The organism is Agrobacterium sp. NPDC089420 (assembly GCF_044900305.1).
In the GTDB taxonomy this organism is placed as follows: domain Bacteria; phylum Pseudomonadota; class Alphaproteobacteria; order Rhizobiales; family Rhizobiaceae; genus Agrobacterium.
Genome location: NZ_JBJDMY010000010.1, coordinates 116,564 through 130,602, shown reverse-complemented (window position 1 = coordinate 130,602; position 14,039 = coordinate 116,564). Strand labels below are relative to the sequence as shown.

Genomic DNA, 14,039 nt, shown 5'->3' with positions numbered 1-14,039 from the left:
ATGATGGCGTTTGACGAGATGAAAACCGAACCCGCCGCCGCAGCAAAACCCGACCGCTCCGCCCATGGCAACGAGACCTATCTCGCGCTTGTCTGGCGGCGTCTCAGACGCTCCTTTACCGGCATGGTCGGGCTGGTGCTGGTGGTCCTGCTGATCCTGATCGCCGTCTTTGCGGATTTCTTCGCGCCGATGAACCCGCTTGAAACCCATGGCAGCTTTTCGCCGCCGCAGGTGGTTCGGTTTACGGACAAGGACGGCAATATCAGCCTCGCACCGCGCGTCTATGCCATTGCGGAGACGGAAGAACTCGACCCTGTCACCTTTCAGCCCATCGTCGGGCCGGATTACGACAATCCCGTCTATCTCGGCTTCTTCGTCAAAGGCGCGGAATACAGGATTCTGGGTCTCATTCCGATGAGCCGGCATTTCTTCGGCTCGACGGATGGCCAGCCGGTGCATTTTCTCGGCACCGATAAATTCGGACGCGACGTGCTGTCGCGCGCCATCTATGGCTCGCGCATCTCGCTTGCGATTGCGCTCAGCGTCGTCGCCATCGTCACCGTCATCGGCACCAGCGTCGGGCTGATTTCCGGTTATTTCGGCGGCCCGCTGGATGCCTGGGTGCAGCGTTTCGTGGAGGTGGTGCTCGCTTTCCCGCAATTGCCGCTCTACCTCGCGCTGACCTCGCTCATTCCCGTCACCGCACCGACCACCGTGTTCCTCGTCTTCGTCGTGGGCGTCATGTCGGCGCTCGGCTGGGCGCAGATGTCCCGCGAGGTGCGCGGCAAGACGCTGGCGCTGGCGCGTATCGATTATGTGCGGGCGGCGATTGCCGTCGGCGCCACCGACCGGCGCATCATCTTCCAGCATATCCTGCCGAATGTGATGAGCCATGTGATCGTTGCCGTGACGCTGCATATTCCGAGCGTCGTGCTGCTCGAATCTTTCCTCGGTTTCCTCGGCTTTGCGGTGAAACCGCCGCTCATTTCCTGGGGGCTGATGCTGCAGGATACCGCGACCTATTCCGTCATCGGTTCCTATCCCTGGATTCTCGCACCGGTCGGTTTTGTGCTGGTCACCGTCTTTGCCTTCAACGCGCTCGGCGATGGCTTGCGCGATGCCGTCGACCCCTATTGAGAGGAGCGTAAAATGGTAGCTAGCCAGAACAACGCCTACGCCCCCGCGATCCGCTTCGATGCTGATGCCCGTCAGGATAACGCCATCATCGATGCCCGCAACATTGCCGTGAGCTTCAAGGTGGAGCACGGCACGGTAGAGGCGGTGAAGGACATCTCCTTTCAGCTCTATCGCGGAGAGACGATCGCCATCGTCGGCGAATCCGGTTCGGGAAAATCGGTCACGGCCCGCACCGTGATGGGTCTTCTGACGAAGCGGGCTTCCGTCGCGAAATCCGCGACCGTGCGGTTTAACGGCGATGACATCCTGAAGTTCTCGAGCCGCCAGCGCCGGGCGCTGCGTGGCAACCGCATCTCGATGATCTTTCAGGAGCCGATGAGTTCGCTGAACCCGATCTATACGATCGGCAGTCAGATCGTCGAGGCGATCCGGGTTCATTCGAAACTCAGCCGGAAGGAGGCCGAGGCGAGGGCGCTCGATCTTCTGCGGCAGGTGCAGATACCGGAACCGGAAGCGCGGCTGAAGCAATATCCGCACCAGCTTTCCGGCGGTCAGCGGCAGCGTGTGATGATCGCCATGGCGCTCTCCAACGATCCGGACGTGCTGATTGCCGACGAGCCGACCACGGCGCTCGATGTGACGGTGCAGGCGCAAATTCTCAACCTCATCCGCGACCTGCAGAAGAAACGCGGCATGGCCGTGGTTCTCATCACCCATGACCTGACGATCGTGAAGCAGTTTTCCGATTACGTTTACGTCATGCAGCATGGCGAGATGCGCGAGCACAATACCACGGACAAACTTTTCGCAGCGCCGCAGCACCCCTATACGAAAAGGCTGCTTGGCTCCGAACCGCATGGCACGGCGAAGCCGCTGCCGGAAAATTCCGGCGTGCTGCTGACGGCGAGCGGCGTGCGCGTGTCCTTCATGATGCGTTACGGCGGCCTGTTCAAACCGGAGCTGAAAGAGCTGATCGCCGTCGACAGCCTCGGCCTCACCCTCAGGCGGCACGAGACGCTGGGGCTTGTCGGTGAATCCGGTTCCGGCAAGACCACCTTCGGTCAATCGCTGCTGCGGCTGAACGAGCCGGTGGGCGGCGAGGTGGTCTTTGATGGCGAGAGGGTGGATGGCCGCTCCCGCACCGAAATGCGGCCGTTGCGTTCGCGCATGCAGATCGTGTTTCAGGACCCTTTCGCGTCGCTCAATCCGCGCATGACCATCGGCCAGATCATCGAGGAAGGTCTGATCATCAACGGTCTTGGCAAAACCAAGGCCGAAAGGCTGGACCGCGTGCGTGATGCGCTGGAGGCGGCGGGCATGCCCGGCAACATCCTCTCGCGTTTCCCGCATGAATTTTCCGGCGGCCAGCGCCAGCGCATCGCCATTGCCCGCGCCGTGGCGCTGGAGCCGGAATTCATTCTGCTCGATGAGCCTACCTCGGCGCTCGATCTTTCCGTGCAGGCGCAGATCATCGACCTCCTGCGCAAGCTGCAGGACGAGCGGGGGCTGAGCTACCTGTTCATTTCGCATGACCTGAAGGTGGTGCGCGCGCTCTGCCACCGCGTCATCGTCATGCAACGCGGCAGGATCGTCGAGGAAGGGTCCGTCGAGGACGTTCTCACTCACCCAAAAACCGAATATACGCAGCGGCTTGTGCGAGCCGCCTTCGAAATCGCTTGAATTCCAATGCCGGAGGTAGACATGGCAAGAGATCCCAAGATCACATTCATCGGCGCAGGTTCGACAGTGTTCATGAAGAACATCATCGGCGACGTGCTGCAGCGTCCGGCCCTTTCCGGCGCCACCATCGCGCTGATGGATATCAACCGCGAAAGGCTGGAAGAAAGCGCCGTCGTCGTCAACAAGCTGATTTCGACATTGGGCGCAAAGGCGAAGGCCGAGACCTATACCGACCAGAAAAAGGCGCTTGCCGGTGCCGATTTCGTCGTCGTCGCTTTCCAGATCGGCGGATATGAGCCCTGCACGGTCACCGATTTCGAGGTGCCGCGCAAATATGGCCTTCGCCAGACCATTGCCGATACGCTCGGCGTCGGCGGCATCATGCGCGGTCTTCGCACCGTGCCGCATCTGTGGAAAATCTGCGAGGACATGCTGGCCGTCTGCCCCAACGCCATCATGCTGCAATATGTCAACCCGATGGCGATCAACACCTGGGCGATTGCCGAGAAATATCCGACGATCCGCCAGGTGGGCCTTTGCCATTCCGTGCAGGGCACCGCCATGGAGCTCGCCCATGATCTCGACATTCCCTATGAGGAAATCCGCTACCGTTCGGCCGGCATCAACCACATGGCGTTTTTCCTGGAGTTCGAGCATCGCCAGCCCGACGGCAGCTACAGGAACCTTTATCCCGATCTCGTGCGCGGCTACCGCGAAGGCCGTGCGCCAAAACCCGGCTGGAACCCGCGCTGCCCCAACAAGGTGCGTTACGAGATGCTGACGCGGCTCGGTTATTTCGTCACCGAAAGTTCGGAACATTTCGCCGAATATACGCCCTATTTCATCAAGGAAGGGCGCGAGGACCTGATCGAGAAATTCGGCATCCCGCTCGATGAATATCCCAAGCGCTGCATCGAGCAGATCGAGCGCTGGAAGGGGCAGGCGGCGGCCTATCGCTCGGCCGAGACGATCGAGGTCAAGCAATCCAAGGAATATGCCTCCTCCATCATCAACTCGGTCTGGACCGGCGAACCCTCCGTCATCTACGGCAACCAGCGCAACAATGGCTGCATCACCTCGCTGCCCTTCGATTGCGCGGCGGAAGTGCCGTGCCTTGTCGACCATAACGGCGTGCAGCCCACCTTCATCGGCGAATTGCCGCCGCAGCTCACCGCCCTGATGCGCACCAACATCAACGTGCAGGAACTGACGGTGCGGGCGCTGATCACCGAAAACCGCGAGCACATCTTCCACGCGGCGATGATGGACCCGCATACGGCTGCCGAACTCGACCTCGACCAGATCTGGTCGCTGGTGGATGACCTTCTGCTCGCCCATCGCGACTGGCTGCCGGAGTGGACGCAAGCGGAGGTGAAGCGGGCGCGGGCGGTGTAAGGCTTGACAGTCACGGGCACGTGCGAAGCCGCGGGTTCAGTCTGCGGCCTCGCTGCCTGGGGTGCCGTGCAGGTCTTCGCCTTCGTCATGCCGGACTTGATCCGGCATCCAGTCACGGCGCGTCTGCGACGTAAAAGGACTCTCTCGTGATCAAAGACTTGATCACGCTGGACCCCGGATCAAGTCCGGGGTGACGAATACTGATTGCGCGGTCTCGCCATACCCAACGGTTCCGGAGGTTTCGCAAATTCCAGCGATACCTACCTTCATCATATATCTCAGGCATTGTCTGCTCTACGGTTCACTTGACGTGTGTCAAAGCATTGAGGCGCTCCCTCACCTAAACAAGCCCCAGCAACCGGTATTTTCCCACTGAGTGCGGGAAATATCAGGCGCAAATTATGAACGTAATGGTGGCTGGCTTCTTCGGTTTCATCGTATTACGGTTGAAATTCGAAGGGTTCATGGGGAAGACGGATGTCTAGAAAAGGCTTGCTCATTGGTCTGGCGGTTGTGGTTCTTGCCGTTGCCGCTTATTTCGCCTGGTCGAAGCTGGCCGCAGATGGGCTGCCTTCCGGTTTCGTGGCCAGCAACGGCCGCATCGAGGCGGTCGAGATCGATATTTCCACCAAGACCGCTGGCCGTCTTCAGGATATCATGGTGCGCGAGGGCGATTTCGTGAAGGCCGGGCAGGTGCTTGCCCGGATGGACACCGCCCAGCTGGAGGCGGGCAGGCGCCAGGCCGAAGCGCAGCTTCGCCGCGCAAAGATCGCCATCGACACGGCCCATAGCCTCGTTGCCCAGCGGGAAGCGGAAAAGACCTCGGCGCAGGCGGTGGTGGAACAGCGCAAGGCGCAGCTCGATTCCGCCTCCAAGACCTTTGCCCGTTCGAAACAGCTGCTGACCGGCAATGCCGTGTCGCAGCAGATTGTCGATGACAGTGAAGCCGCCGAGCAGTCGGCCCGCGCCACGCTTGCCTCGGCGCAAGCCTCGCTTGCCGCCTCCGATGCGGCAATCAACGCCGCCAGGGCGCAAATCGTCGATGCGGAAGCCGCAGTGGATGCCGCGCAGGCCGATATTGAGAGCATCGAGACCGACATAGCCGATGCGACGCTGAAGTCGCCGCGCGACGGCCGGGTGCAATATCGTATCGCCCAGCCCGGCGAAGTGCTTTCCGCCGGCGGGCGGGTTCTCAACCTCGTTGATCTCGGCGATGTCTATATGACGTTCTTCCTGCCGACGGCCGAGGCCGGCCGCACATCCATGGGTTCCGATGTCCGCCTGATACTGGACGCCGCGCCGCAATATACAATTCCGGCCAAGGTTTCCTTCGTGGCCGATGTCGCGCAGTTCACGCCCAAGACGGTGGAGACCGAAGAAGAGCGCCAGAAGCTCACCTTCCGGGTCAGGGCGCAAATCCCGCAGGAGCTTCTGCAGAAATATATCCAATATGTCAAAACCGGTCTGCCCGGCATGGCCTATGTCAGGCTTGATCCGCAGGCCGCCTGGCCGGAAAACCTCGAACGCAATCTTGTGAAGTGACGGTGGCCGCCATGGTCCCGCCCTCCGCGATGAACACTAGAAACGATCCCGGTGCGCCGGTCGCGCGCTTGGCGGATGTACGGCTGGCTTTTGGCAGCACGGTGGCGCTGGCCGACATATCGGTTGAAATTCCAGCCGGGCGGATGATCGGCCTTATCGGGCCTGACGGTGTCGGCAAATCCAGTCTGCTCTCACTCGTCTCCGGCGCCCGCGCCATCCAGAAGGGCAAGGTGGAGGTTCTGGGCGGCGATATGTCCGATCCGCGCCACCGTGAGGATACCTGCCCGCGCATCGCCTATATGCCGCAGGGCCTTGGCAAGAACCTTTATCCAACCCTGTCCGTCTTCGAGAACATCGATTTCTTCGGAAGGCTGTTCGGGCAGGGCGGCAAGGAGCGGCGGGCGCGTATTGCCGAATTGCTCAAGAGCACGGGTCTCGAACCTTTCGCCGACCGCCCGGCGATGAAGCTTTCCGGCGGTATGAAACAGAAGCTCGGGCTCTGCTGCGCGCTCATCCACGATCCCGACCTGCTCATTCTCGATGAACCGACCACCGGCGTCGATCCGCTGTCGCGCCGGCAGTTCTGGGAGCTGATCGATACGATCCGGGCCGGGCGTCCGGGCATGAGCGTCATCGTCGCGACGGCCTATATGGAAGAGGCCGCCGGTTTCGACTGGCTGGTCGCGATGGATGGCGGCAAGATCCTCGCCACGGGGTCGCCCGCCGAGCTGCTGCAACGCACCGCCGCCGCCAATCTCGATGCGGCCTTCATCGCGCTTCTGCCGGAAGAAAAGCGCAAGGGTTACCGGGAAGTGCATATCGCGCCGCGCAAGGTGGCGGGTGAGGGCGACTATGCCATCGAGGCCTCGCATCTCAGCATGCGCTTCGGTGATTTTACCGCCGTCGACAATGTCAGCTTCAAGATACCGCGCGGCGAGATTTTCGGCTTTCTCGGCTCGAACGGCTGCGGAAAATCCACCACCATGAAAATGCTGACCGGGCTTCTGGCCGCCAGCGAGGGCGAGGCGAAGCTCTTCGGGCACAAGGTGGATGCCAGCGACATGGCGATCCGTCATCGCGTCGGTTACATGAGCCAGGCTTTCTCGCTCTATTCCGAACTGACGGTGCGCCAGAACCTTGATCTTCACGCGCGCCTGTTCAAGCTGCCGGAACAAACCATCCAGCCGCGTATCGCCGAAATGGCCGAGCGCTTCGATCTTGGCGCCGTCATGGAGACGCTGCCGGACGACCTGCCGCTCGGCATCCGGCAGAGGCTGTCGCTGGCGGTGGCGATGATCCATTCGCCGGACATTCTCATCCTCGACGAGCCGACCTCGGGTGTCGACCCGGTGGCGCGGGACGGTTTCTGGCAAATCCTCGCCGATCTCTCCCGCAACGACAATGTCACCATCTTCATCTCCACCCATTTCATGAATGAGGCGGAGCGCTGCGACCGGGTTTCGCTGATGCATGCCGGCAAGGTGCTGATCAGCGATACGCCTGACGCGATCACCAGGAGCCGAGATGCCGCAACGCTGGAGGAGGCATTCGTCGCCTATCTCGAGGATGCCTCTGGTGTCAAAAAGGCGGAGCCTGGAATAGCGCCCACTCCGGCAGCGCAAGGACCGGTGACACAACATGCTGCACCGGCCCGCAAGCGGTTTTTCGATGTCCGGCGCATGTTCAGCTATACGCGGCGCGAAGCGCTGGAGCTGCAGCGCGATCCCATTCGCGGCACGCTTGCGGTACTCGGCAGCGTCATCCTGATGTTCGTGATCGGATACGGCATCAATCTCGATGTCGAGGACCTGACCTTCGCGGTGCTGGATCGCGACGATTCCACCATCAGCCGCGATTATGTGCTCGACATTGCCGGCTCGCGTTATTTCATCGAGAAGGAGCCGATCCGCGATTATGCCGACATGGACCGGCGCATGCGTGACGGCGAACTCAGCCTTGCCATTGAAATTCCCCCCGGTTTCGGCCGCGACGTGCTGCGCGGCAAGACGGTGGAGGTGGGCGCCTGGATCGACGGCGCCATGCCGCAGCGGGCGGAAACCGTGCGCGGTTACGTGCAGGGCATGCACCAGACGTGGCTGGCGCGCAAGGCGAGCGAAATCTACGGCAGCGCGGCGACGCAAAGCACATTCAGCATCGAGACGCGCTATCGTTACAATCCCGATGTCAAAAGCCTCGTCGCCATGGTGCCGGCGGTCATTCCGCTGCTGCTGATGCTCATCCCGGCCATGCTGGCGGCGCTGAGCGTCGTCCGGGAGAAGGAACTCGGCTCGATCGTCAATCTCTATGTGACGCCAACCACGCGGCTGGAATTCCTGATCGGCAAGCAGCTGCCTTACGTCGCGCTCGGCATGCTCAATTTCCTGCTGCTGACGGCGTTTGCGATCTTCATCTTCCAGGTGCCGTTTACCGGCAGTTATCTCGCTTACGCAACGGGCGCTTTGCTCTTTGTCATCATCGCCACATCCATCGGTCTCGTCATGTCGTCCTTCATGAAGAGCCAGATCGCGGCGATCTTCGGCACGGCGCTGCTGACGCTCATTCCGGCCACGCAATATTCGGGCATGATCGATCCGGTTTCGTCGCTGCAGGGGGCAGGCGCCTTCATCGGCAACATCTATCCCGCCACCTATTTCATGACCATTTCGCGCGGCACCTTCTCCAAGGGGCTGGATTTCGCCGGGCTTTCCGGTTCCTTCCTGCCGCTCCTCATCGCCATTCCGCTGCTCCTCATCGCCGGTGCCGCCCTTTTGAGGAAACAGGCATCATGACGTTGTTGTCGTCCAACATCTTCCAGCTCGGCATCAAGGAACTGCGCGGGCTCGTGCGTGACGGCATGTTGCTGCTGCTCATCGTCTATGCCTTCACGCTGCAGATCTACGCCGGTTCCAGCGCGCTGCCGGAAACGCTCAACAATGCCGCCATCGCGATTGTCGACGAGGACCAGTCGCCGCTTTCCGGCCGCATCAGCACGGCGTTTTATCCGCCCTATTTCGCCCCGCCGAAGCAGATTTCGATTGCGGAAATGGACAAGCGCATGGATGCCGGGCTCGATACCTTCGCGCTCAACATCCCGCCGGATTTCCAGCGGCGGCTGATGGCCGGCCAGCAACCCGCCATCCAGCTCAATATCGATGCCACCCGCATGAGCCAGGCCTTCAGCGGCGGCGGTTATGTGCAGACCATCGTCACGAGTGAAATCCAGGAATATATCAACCGCTACCGCGGCGCGACTTCGGTGCCGGTGGACCTGACGCTGCGCTCGCGTTTCAACCCGGAACTGGACAAGTCCTGGTTCGGTTCGATCAATAACATCATCACCGCCATCACCATGCTGTCGATCGTGCTGACGGGGGCGGCGCTCATTCGCGAGCGCGAGCATGGCACGGTCGAGCATCTGCTGGTCATGCCGGTCACGCCGCTGGAAATCATGCTCAGCAAGGTCTGGTCCATGGGTCTCGTCGTGCTGGTGGCCTCGGCATTTTCCCTGTTCGTCGTCGTCAGGGGGCTGCTTGCGATCCCCATCGAAGGTTCGCTCTCGCTTTTCCTGCTCGGCACTGCGCTGCAGCTCTTCGCCATGACGTCGATGGGCATATTCCTTGCGACGGTTGCCGGTTCCATGCCGCAATTCGGCATGTTGCTAATCCTGTTCCTTTTGCCGTTGCAGGTGCTTTCGGGCGCCATGACGCCGCGGGAGAGCATGCCGGATATCATCCAGTATCTGATGCTTCTCGCACCCAACACCCATTTCGTCATATTGGCGCAATCGGTGCTTTTCAGGGGTGCGGGGCTCGATGTGGTCTGGCCGCAATTGCTGTCGCTGCTGGCCATTGGCTCTGCGCTTTTCGTCTTTGCGCTTCGCCGCTTCCGGCGGTTCCTGCGCTGACGCTATGAAAAACGCCGGTTTTTAGGTCATTTCCAAACGAGTTGAATTAATTGTGTTCGGTAACGGTATGTTCGCCTTCCGGGAATATGCCTATGAGGACGGCTGGGTAAAAGCGGGCTTTGTTCAGGAGTAGCAACATGAATATTGCAGCACGTCTGTCTTTGACGGCCATGATCGCATTGGCCGCGACATCATCTTTCGCGTCGGAAGATATTGCTTCGGAGACGAACGAGGCGATCTTCGGTTTCGCTGGCGCCATGACGAAGGAAGACATGCTGAAAAGCGCAGCGCTCATTCCCGTGGAATATGAAAGTAAAGCGGTTCTGGGCGGCGGTTACCAGTTCTACCCCTACCGCATCGGGAATGTAAGGCTGGGTGGCGAGATCGGCATTGCCGCCAGATTTGGCAAGGGTTTTTCCGGCGAGGTCTGGGCCGGTCCGGTCGCCCGTTATGAACAGATCAGGCTCGGAGAGCGGTTGTTCGTCACGCCGAGCTTTACCGCCGGCCTCAGCCTGGTCACGGATGCGCAGCCGGGCCGCGAGCGCGAGCAGGAAATCAAGGACGACGGCAACGCCAATGTCCTGTTTTATCTCGGGCCGGAAATCAACGTGTCCTTCAGCGAGGATTCCTCGACGGAATTCTTCTGGCGCCTTCACCACCGGTCCGGCGGTGGCAAAACATTAGGCAATATGAAGGGCGCCACAAACGCCAACGTCTTCGGCGTCCGCTACAAGTTCTGAGGCGGCAAGGCGGGCGATTCCAGCGCGAACCGGCTTATTTTCAGGCGCGTTCCTTTTTCTCCGCAAACCGCCATCCGTAACCCGTGCATGCAGCGCATGGGTGGCTTGCCTTATTCTGCCTGTTCATTGGGCATGAGAAAGCGCATATAGAGGGCATCGAAGGACGCCGGAACGAAACGTTGCTGACGTCACCTTAAACCTCAGAAAGGGTCATGTCATGAACGTAGCACGCAGCTTCAACAATTGGCGCAAATATCGTCAGACCATCAACGAACTGGGCCGCATGAGCACCCGTGAACTTCACGATCTCGGTATTGATCGCAGCCAGATCACCAGTGTCGCACGCGCAGCCGTCGGCAAGTAATCAAGGCGATACAGCCTCTTGTGAATGCTTCAACGCCCGCTTCGCGGGCGTTTTTGTTTTTGGAGCGCATTGTCCGCCGGTTGCCGGCGCAACGATGCCGGCGGTTGCTCGTGCAGGGTCGTCGCGCCGCGGATGAAGATCTTGCCGCCTCCCGGCGTCACGCCGCCGCAGCCCTTTGCGGCCGTTCTCCCGGAGTTTGCCGCCGCGATATTGCCATGCACTCAGCGCATATCAGTGCTGCAAGCTTGTGCCTGTGAAATGCGCAGAAAAATGCTATCTTCCAATCATCGAAACGGATGTACCTCCTCCCACATCCTTTCGGTAATGCGGGTGATCCTACTCCTCCTCCCAAAGGATTGCCCCGGGGACAGCGGTTTTCCTCCTCCCATATCGCTGTTCATTTTTTCAGAAAGCCTGCCGCACCTCCTCCCGCGGCGGGCTTTTCTGTTTTTAGGGTTTTTCCGTCTTGATGAAATATCTCAGTCGAACGCCATCATGCCGATGGGCGTGACGGCACGTGTTCCCGCCCGCTTGGCGAGCGCATAGGACAGGCATTGCTCCACGGCGTCCTGCGGCACGGGCTTTGCGATCACGCCGGCGCCGATACCGAGATTGACGACCACTTCCGGGTTCGCCGTCATGAAGATCACCACCACGCCATGCTCCTGCGAAAGCCGCCGGCCGATCTCGGGGCCGGTCTGGCCGTCCGCCAGATTGACGTCGACAAAGGCGATATCGGCGCGGCTGCCAAGCGCCACGGCCTCATCCAGCCGGTTGGCAATGCCGATGACATTGGCCTCTTCATCCGCCTGCAGTATGGAATCTTCAATATCCATGGCGATGAGGAACTCGTCTTCCACGATCAGCACCCGCGGCTGTTGCGTGCGGAAACCCGGTTCGCTCTGCAAGACGTCTGCCAACATGTGCCTGCCTCCATTTGTGCGCTGAAGCGCTATCGGCAAGCAAACACTTGTCGGCACAACTCGTTCCAAACTGAGATAAACATGGTGAATGGAGTGTAAACCCTGTGCCTTTTCGGCTATCACCATTCAATAGCGAAGCAGTTGATTCGGTTTGGTTTTCATCCGGGGGAAGGGTGGGAGAACGTTGCCGTAGCGCATCTCTCGCCGCTGGAGCGCAAGTCTTTTGGCCGCAATCGGTCATTAAGGCTGGCATGCAAATTCAAGGCCTTAAAGCCTTCTTCCCGCATCGGGCAGGAAGGCCGGAACGCCGCCGATCATTCGCGTGCCGCGGTTAAAACGGCGCGGGACCCTATGAGTTTAGAAAGAGAATAACACGATGACCCAGTCTCCGCGCGCTTCGATCGCCCGCAACACTCCCAATATCGCTGTCGTCGGCGTTGGCGGCGGTGGCGGCAATGCGATCAACAACATGATCGCCGAGGGCATCGGCGGGGTGGATTTCATCGCCGCCAATACTGATGCGCAGGCGCTGAAGAAGACCAATGCGCCAAGGCTCGTGCAGTTGAGTTCCGAACTGACCGGCGGCCTGGGTGCCGGGGCGGACCCGGAAGTCGGCCGCCAGGCGGCGATCGATTCGCTTGACGAAATCATGGATCACCTGAGCGGTTACGACATGTGCTTCATCACCGCCGGCATGGGCGGCGGCACCGGCACGGGCGCTGCCCCGGTGATTGCGGAGGCCTGCCGTGCGAAGAACATTCTCACCGTCGGCGTCGTCACGCTGCCCTTCAGCTTCGAAGGTGCGCGCCGCATGCGGGCCGCCGAATATGGTTTTGCCAACCTGCTCAATACGGCCGATACCGTCATCGTCATTCCCAACCAGAACCTGCTGCGGATCGCCGATGCCGGCACAACCTTCGAAAATGCGCTGAAGACGGCCGATAAGGTCCTGTCGCTCGGCGTGCGCTGCATCACCGATCTCATCCTGCGCGAGGGTCTCGTCAATCTCGATTTCGCCGATGTGCGTTATGTCATGAAGAATGGCGGCCGGGCACTGATGGGCACGGCCCAGGCCAAGGGCGAAAAACGCGCCTCGGAAGCGGCGGCCGCAGCGATTGCCAATCCGCTGCTTGGCGAACCGTCGCTGAAGGAAGCGCGCGGCGCGCTCGTGTCCATTTCCGGCGGCAACGATCTGACGCTTTACGAGATCGACGAGGCGATGACGCTGGTGCGCGAGGCGGTCAGCGAAGAGACCGACGTGGTGATGGGGGCTTCCTTCGATCCCACGCTGGACGGCGCCTTCAAGATTTCCGTCGTGGCCACCGGCCTGCGCAACTGAGGGCGCAGTTGCAGGGCCATGGAACCACGGGACAGCACCAGGGTGCGGCATGTTTCTTCTCCCGCTGGGCAGATGAAACAACGGGTGTGCTTTTCGTTCTCCGGATAAATCGAAGCTCCTTGAGCGGCGGCGCGTAACAAACAGCGCCTGCGCCACAAACCGAACGATAAAAAGCCGTCGCGGGTAATTTCCGCGACGGCTTTTGGTTGTTTTTGAACAATTATTCCGCCATTCGAAGATGCGGTGCCGCCATGCGGCGTTGATCGGCAAAAAATATAATAGTACTCTTTATGTCGACAAGAGGGATTTGGCTATGACGGATATAATTGCTTCTGCCGAGCGCAAGCGCGGTTCCGGCGTGAAGATGGTCTACGATCTGCTGCGCGACGAGATTCTCGATCTGGTGCTGCCGCCCGGCAGTCCCATCGATGAGGTGCAGCTTGCCGAAAGGTTCAAGATGTCGCGCACGCCGATCCGCGAGGCGCTGGTGCGGCTTTCGGGCGAGGGGCTGATCGATACGCTGCCGAACCGCTCGACCATGGTGTCGAATATCGATTTCCTCAACATGCACACCTATTTCGATGCGCTGGTGCTGATGTACCGGGTAACGACGCAGCTTGCCGCGCAACATCACCGGCCGGAAGATCTCGTGGGTATCCGCGCCCACAATGCCGAATTCGCCATTGCGGTGGAAGAGCAGAATGCGCTGGCGATGATTTCCACCAACGCCGACTTTCACCTTGCCATCGCCGAAGCGGGACGAAACCCCTATTTCATCAGCCTGTTCAAGCGCCTGCTGGATGAGGGGCGGCGTATTCTCAGGCTTTATTACCAGTCTTACGAGGACCGTCTGCCCAAACGTTTTGTCGATGATCATGACGAGATGATCGCTGCCATCGCCGCGCGCGATACCGTTCTTTCCGAAAAACTGGCGCACGAACATGCCGAACAGATCGTGCGGCAGGTGCAGAAATTGCTGGTGCGCGAGGACCGGCTGGAAATAAATCTGTAGCTT

11 protein-coding genes are annotated in these 14,039 nt (G+C 60.3%); 10 read left to right on the top strand and 1 reads right to left on the bottom strand.

The genetic code is table 11. The annotated features are described in order from the left end of the window. From ACI2KA_RS16705 to ACI2KA_RS16670, 8 genes are all read left to right on the top strand, one after another. Positions 1-1,137: an ABC transporter permease gene (locus tag ACI2KA_RS16705; RefSeq protein WP_404503581.1), complete on the top strand. Its 1,137-nt coding sequence runs from the start codon at positions 1-3 to the stop codon at positions 1,135-1,137. A 12-nt stretch (positions 1,138-1,149) separates the two neighbouring features. Then, complete coding sequence (locus ACI2KA_RS16700) at positions 1,150-2,817, top strand: ABC transporter ATP-binding protein (RefSeq protein WP_404503580.1); 1,668 nt, start codon at positions 1,150-1,152, stop codon at positions 2,815-2,817. Positions 2,818-2,838: 21 nt separating this feature from the next. Beyond that, on the top strand, positions 2,839-4,212 hold the full coding sequence (locus ACI2KA_RS16695) for an alpha-glucosidase/alpha-galactosidase (protein WP_404503579.1): 1,374 nt from the start codon (positions 2,839-2,841) through the stop codon (positions 4,210-4,212). A gap of 477 nt (positions 4,213-4,689) precedes the next feature. Beyond that, positions 4,690-5,754 (top strand): HlyD family secretion protein, encoded by a 1,065-nt coding sequence (locus ACI2KA_RS16690; RefSeq protein ID WP_404503578.1) that lies wholly within the window; start codon positions 4,690-4,692, stop codon positions 5,752-5,754. Positions 5,755-5,765: 11 nt separating this feature from the next. Then, complete coding sequence (rbbA, locus tag ACI2KA_RS16685; RefSeq protein ID WP_404503577.1) at positions 5,766-8,543, top strand: ribosome-associated ATPase/putative transporter RbbA; 2,778 nt, start codon at positions 5,766-5,768, stop codon at positions 8,541-8,543. 2 nt (positions 8,544-8,545) lie between these two features. Beyond that, on the top strand, positions 8,546-9,658 hold the full coding sequence (locus tag ACI2KA_RS16680; RefSeq protein ID WP_404503638.1) for an ABC transporter permease: 1,113 nt from the start codon (positions 8,546-8,548) through the stop codon (positions 9,656-9,658). Between the two features lie 137 nt (positions 9,659-9,795). Beyond that, positions 9,796-10,398 (top strand): hypothetical protein, encoded by a 603-nt coding sequence (locus tag ACI2KA_RS16675; RefSeq protein WP_404503576.1) that lies wholly within the window; start codon positions 9,796-9,798, stop codon positions 10,396-10,398. Between the two features lie 217 nt (positions 10,399-10,615). Continuing rightward, complete coding sequence (locus ACI2KA_RS16670; protein WP_077983920.1) at positions 10,616-10,762, top strand: DUF1127 domain-containing protein; 147 nt, start codon at positions 10,616-10,618, stop codon at positions 10,760-10,762. A gap of 479 nt (positions 10,763-11,241) precedes the next feature. On the opposite strand, the gene ACI2KA_RS16665 is transcribed toward ACI2KA_RS16670, so the two are convergent. Continuing rightward, complete coding sequence (locus tag ACI2KA_RS16665) at positions 11,242-11,685, bottom strand: response regulator (protein ID WP_404503575.1); 444 nt, start codon at positions 11,683-11,685, stop codon at positions 11,242-11,244. 376 nt (positions 11,686-12,061) lie between these two features. Between ACI2KA_RS16665 and ftsZ the strand changes: the two genes are divergently transcribed. Next, the gene (gene ftsZ, locus ACI2KA_RS16660) at positions 12,062-13,024 is read left to right on the top strand and encodes a cell division protein FtsZ (RefSeq protein WP_404503574.1); all 963 of its coding nucleotides are present in this window, start codon (positions 12,062-12,064) and stop codon (positions 13,022-13,024) included. Positions 13,025-13,337: 313 nt separating this feature from the next. Further along, a complete protein-coding gene (locus ACI2KA_RS16655; protein WP_404503573.1) occupies positions 13,338-14,036 on the top strand; it encodes a GntR family transcriptional regulator in 699 nt (232 codons plus the stop codon). Positions 14,037-14,039: the final 3 nt, after the last annotated feature.

What these genes read in the sequence shown, in the direction of transcription:
- ACI2KA_RS16705 (WP_404503581.1), top strand. Translation starts at nt 1, where the DNA reads ATGATGGCGTTTGACGAGATGAAAACCGAACCCGCCGCCGCAGCAAAA.
- ACI2KA_RS16700 (WP_404503580.1), top strand. Translation starts at nt 1,150, where the DNA reads ATGGTAGCTAGCCAGAACAACGCCTACGCCCCCGCGATCCGCTTCGAT.
- ACI2KA_RS16695 (WP_404503579.1), top strand. Translation starts at nt 2,839, where the DNA reads ATGGCAAGAGATCCCAAGATCACATTCATCGGCGCAGGTTCGACAGTG.
- ACI2KA_RS16690 (WP_404503578.1), top strand. Translation starts at nt 4,690, where the DNA reads ATGTCTAGAAAAGGCTTGCTCATTGGTCTGGCGGTTGTGGTTCTTGCC.
- rbbA (WP_404503577.1), top strand. Translation starts at nt 5,766, where the DNA reads ATGGTCCCGCCCTCCGCGATGAACACTAGAAACGATCCCGGTGCGCCG.
- ACI2KA_RS16675 (WP_404503576.1), top strand. Translation starts at nt 9,796, where the DNA reads ATGAATATTGCAGCACGTCTGTCTTTGACGGCCATGATCGCATTGGCC.
- ACI2KA_RS16670 (WP_077983920.1), top strand. Translation starts at nt 10,616, where the DNA reads ATGAACGTAGCACGCAGCTTCAACAATTGGCGCAAATATCGTCAGACC.
- ACI2KA_RS16665 (WP_404503575.1), bottom strand. Translation starts at nt 11,685, where the DNA reads ATGTTGGCAGACGTCTTGCAGAGCGAACCGGGTTTCCGCACGCAACAG.
- ftsZ (WP_404503574.1), top strand. Translation starts at nt 12,062, where the DNA reads ATGACCCAGTCTCCGCGCGCTTCGATCGCCCGCAACACTCCCAATATC.
- ACI2KA_RS16655 (WP_404503573.1), top strand. Translation starts at nt 13,338, where the DNA reads ATGACGGATATAATTGCTTCTGCCGAGCGCAAGCGCGGTTCCGGCGTG.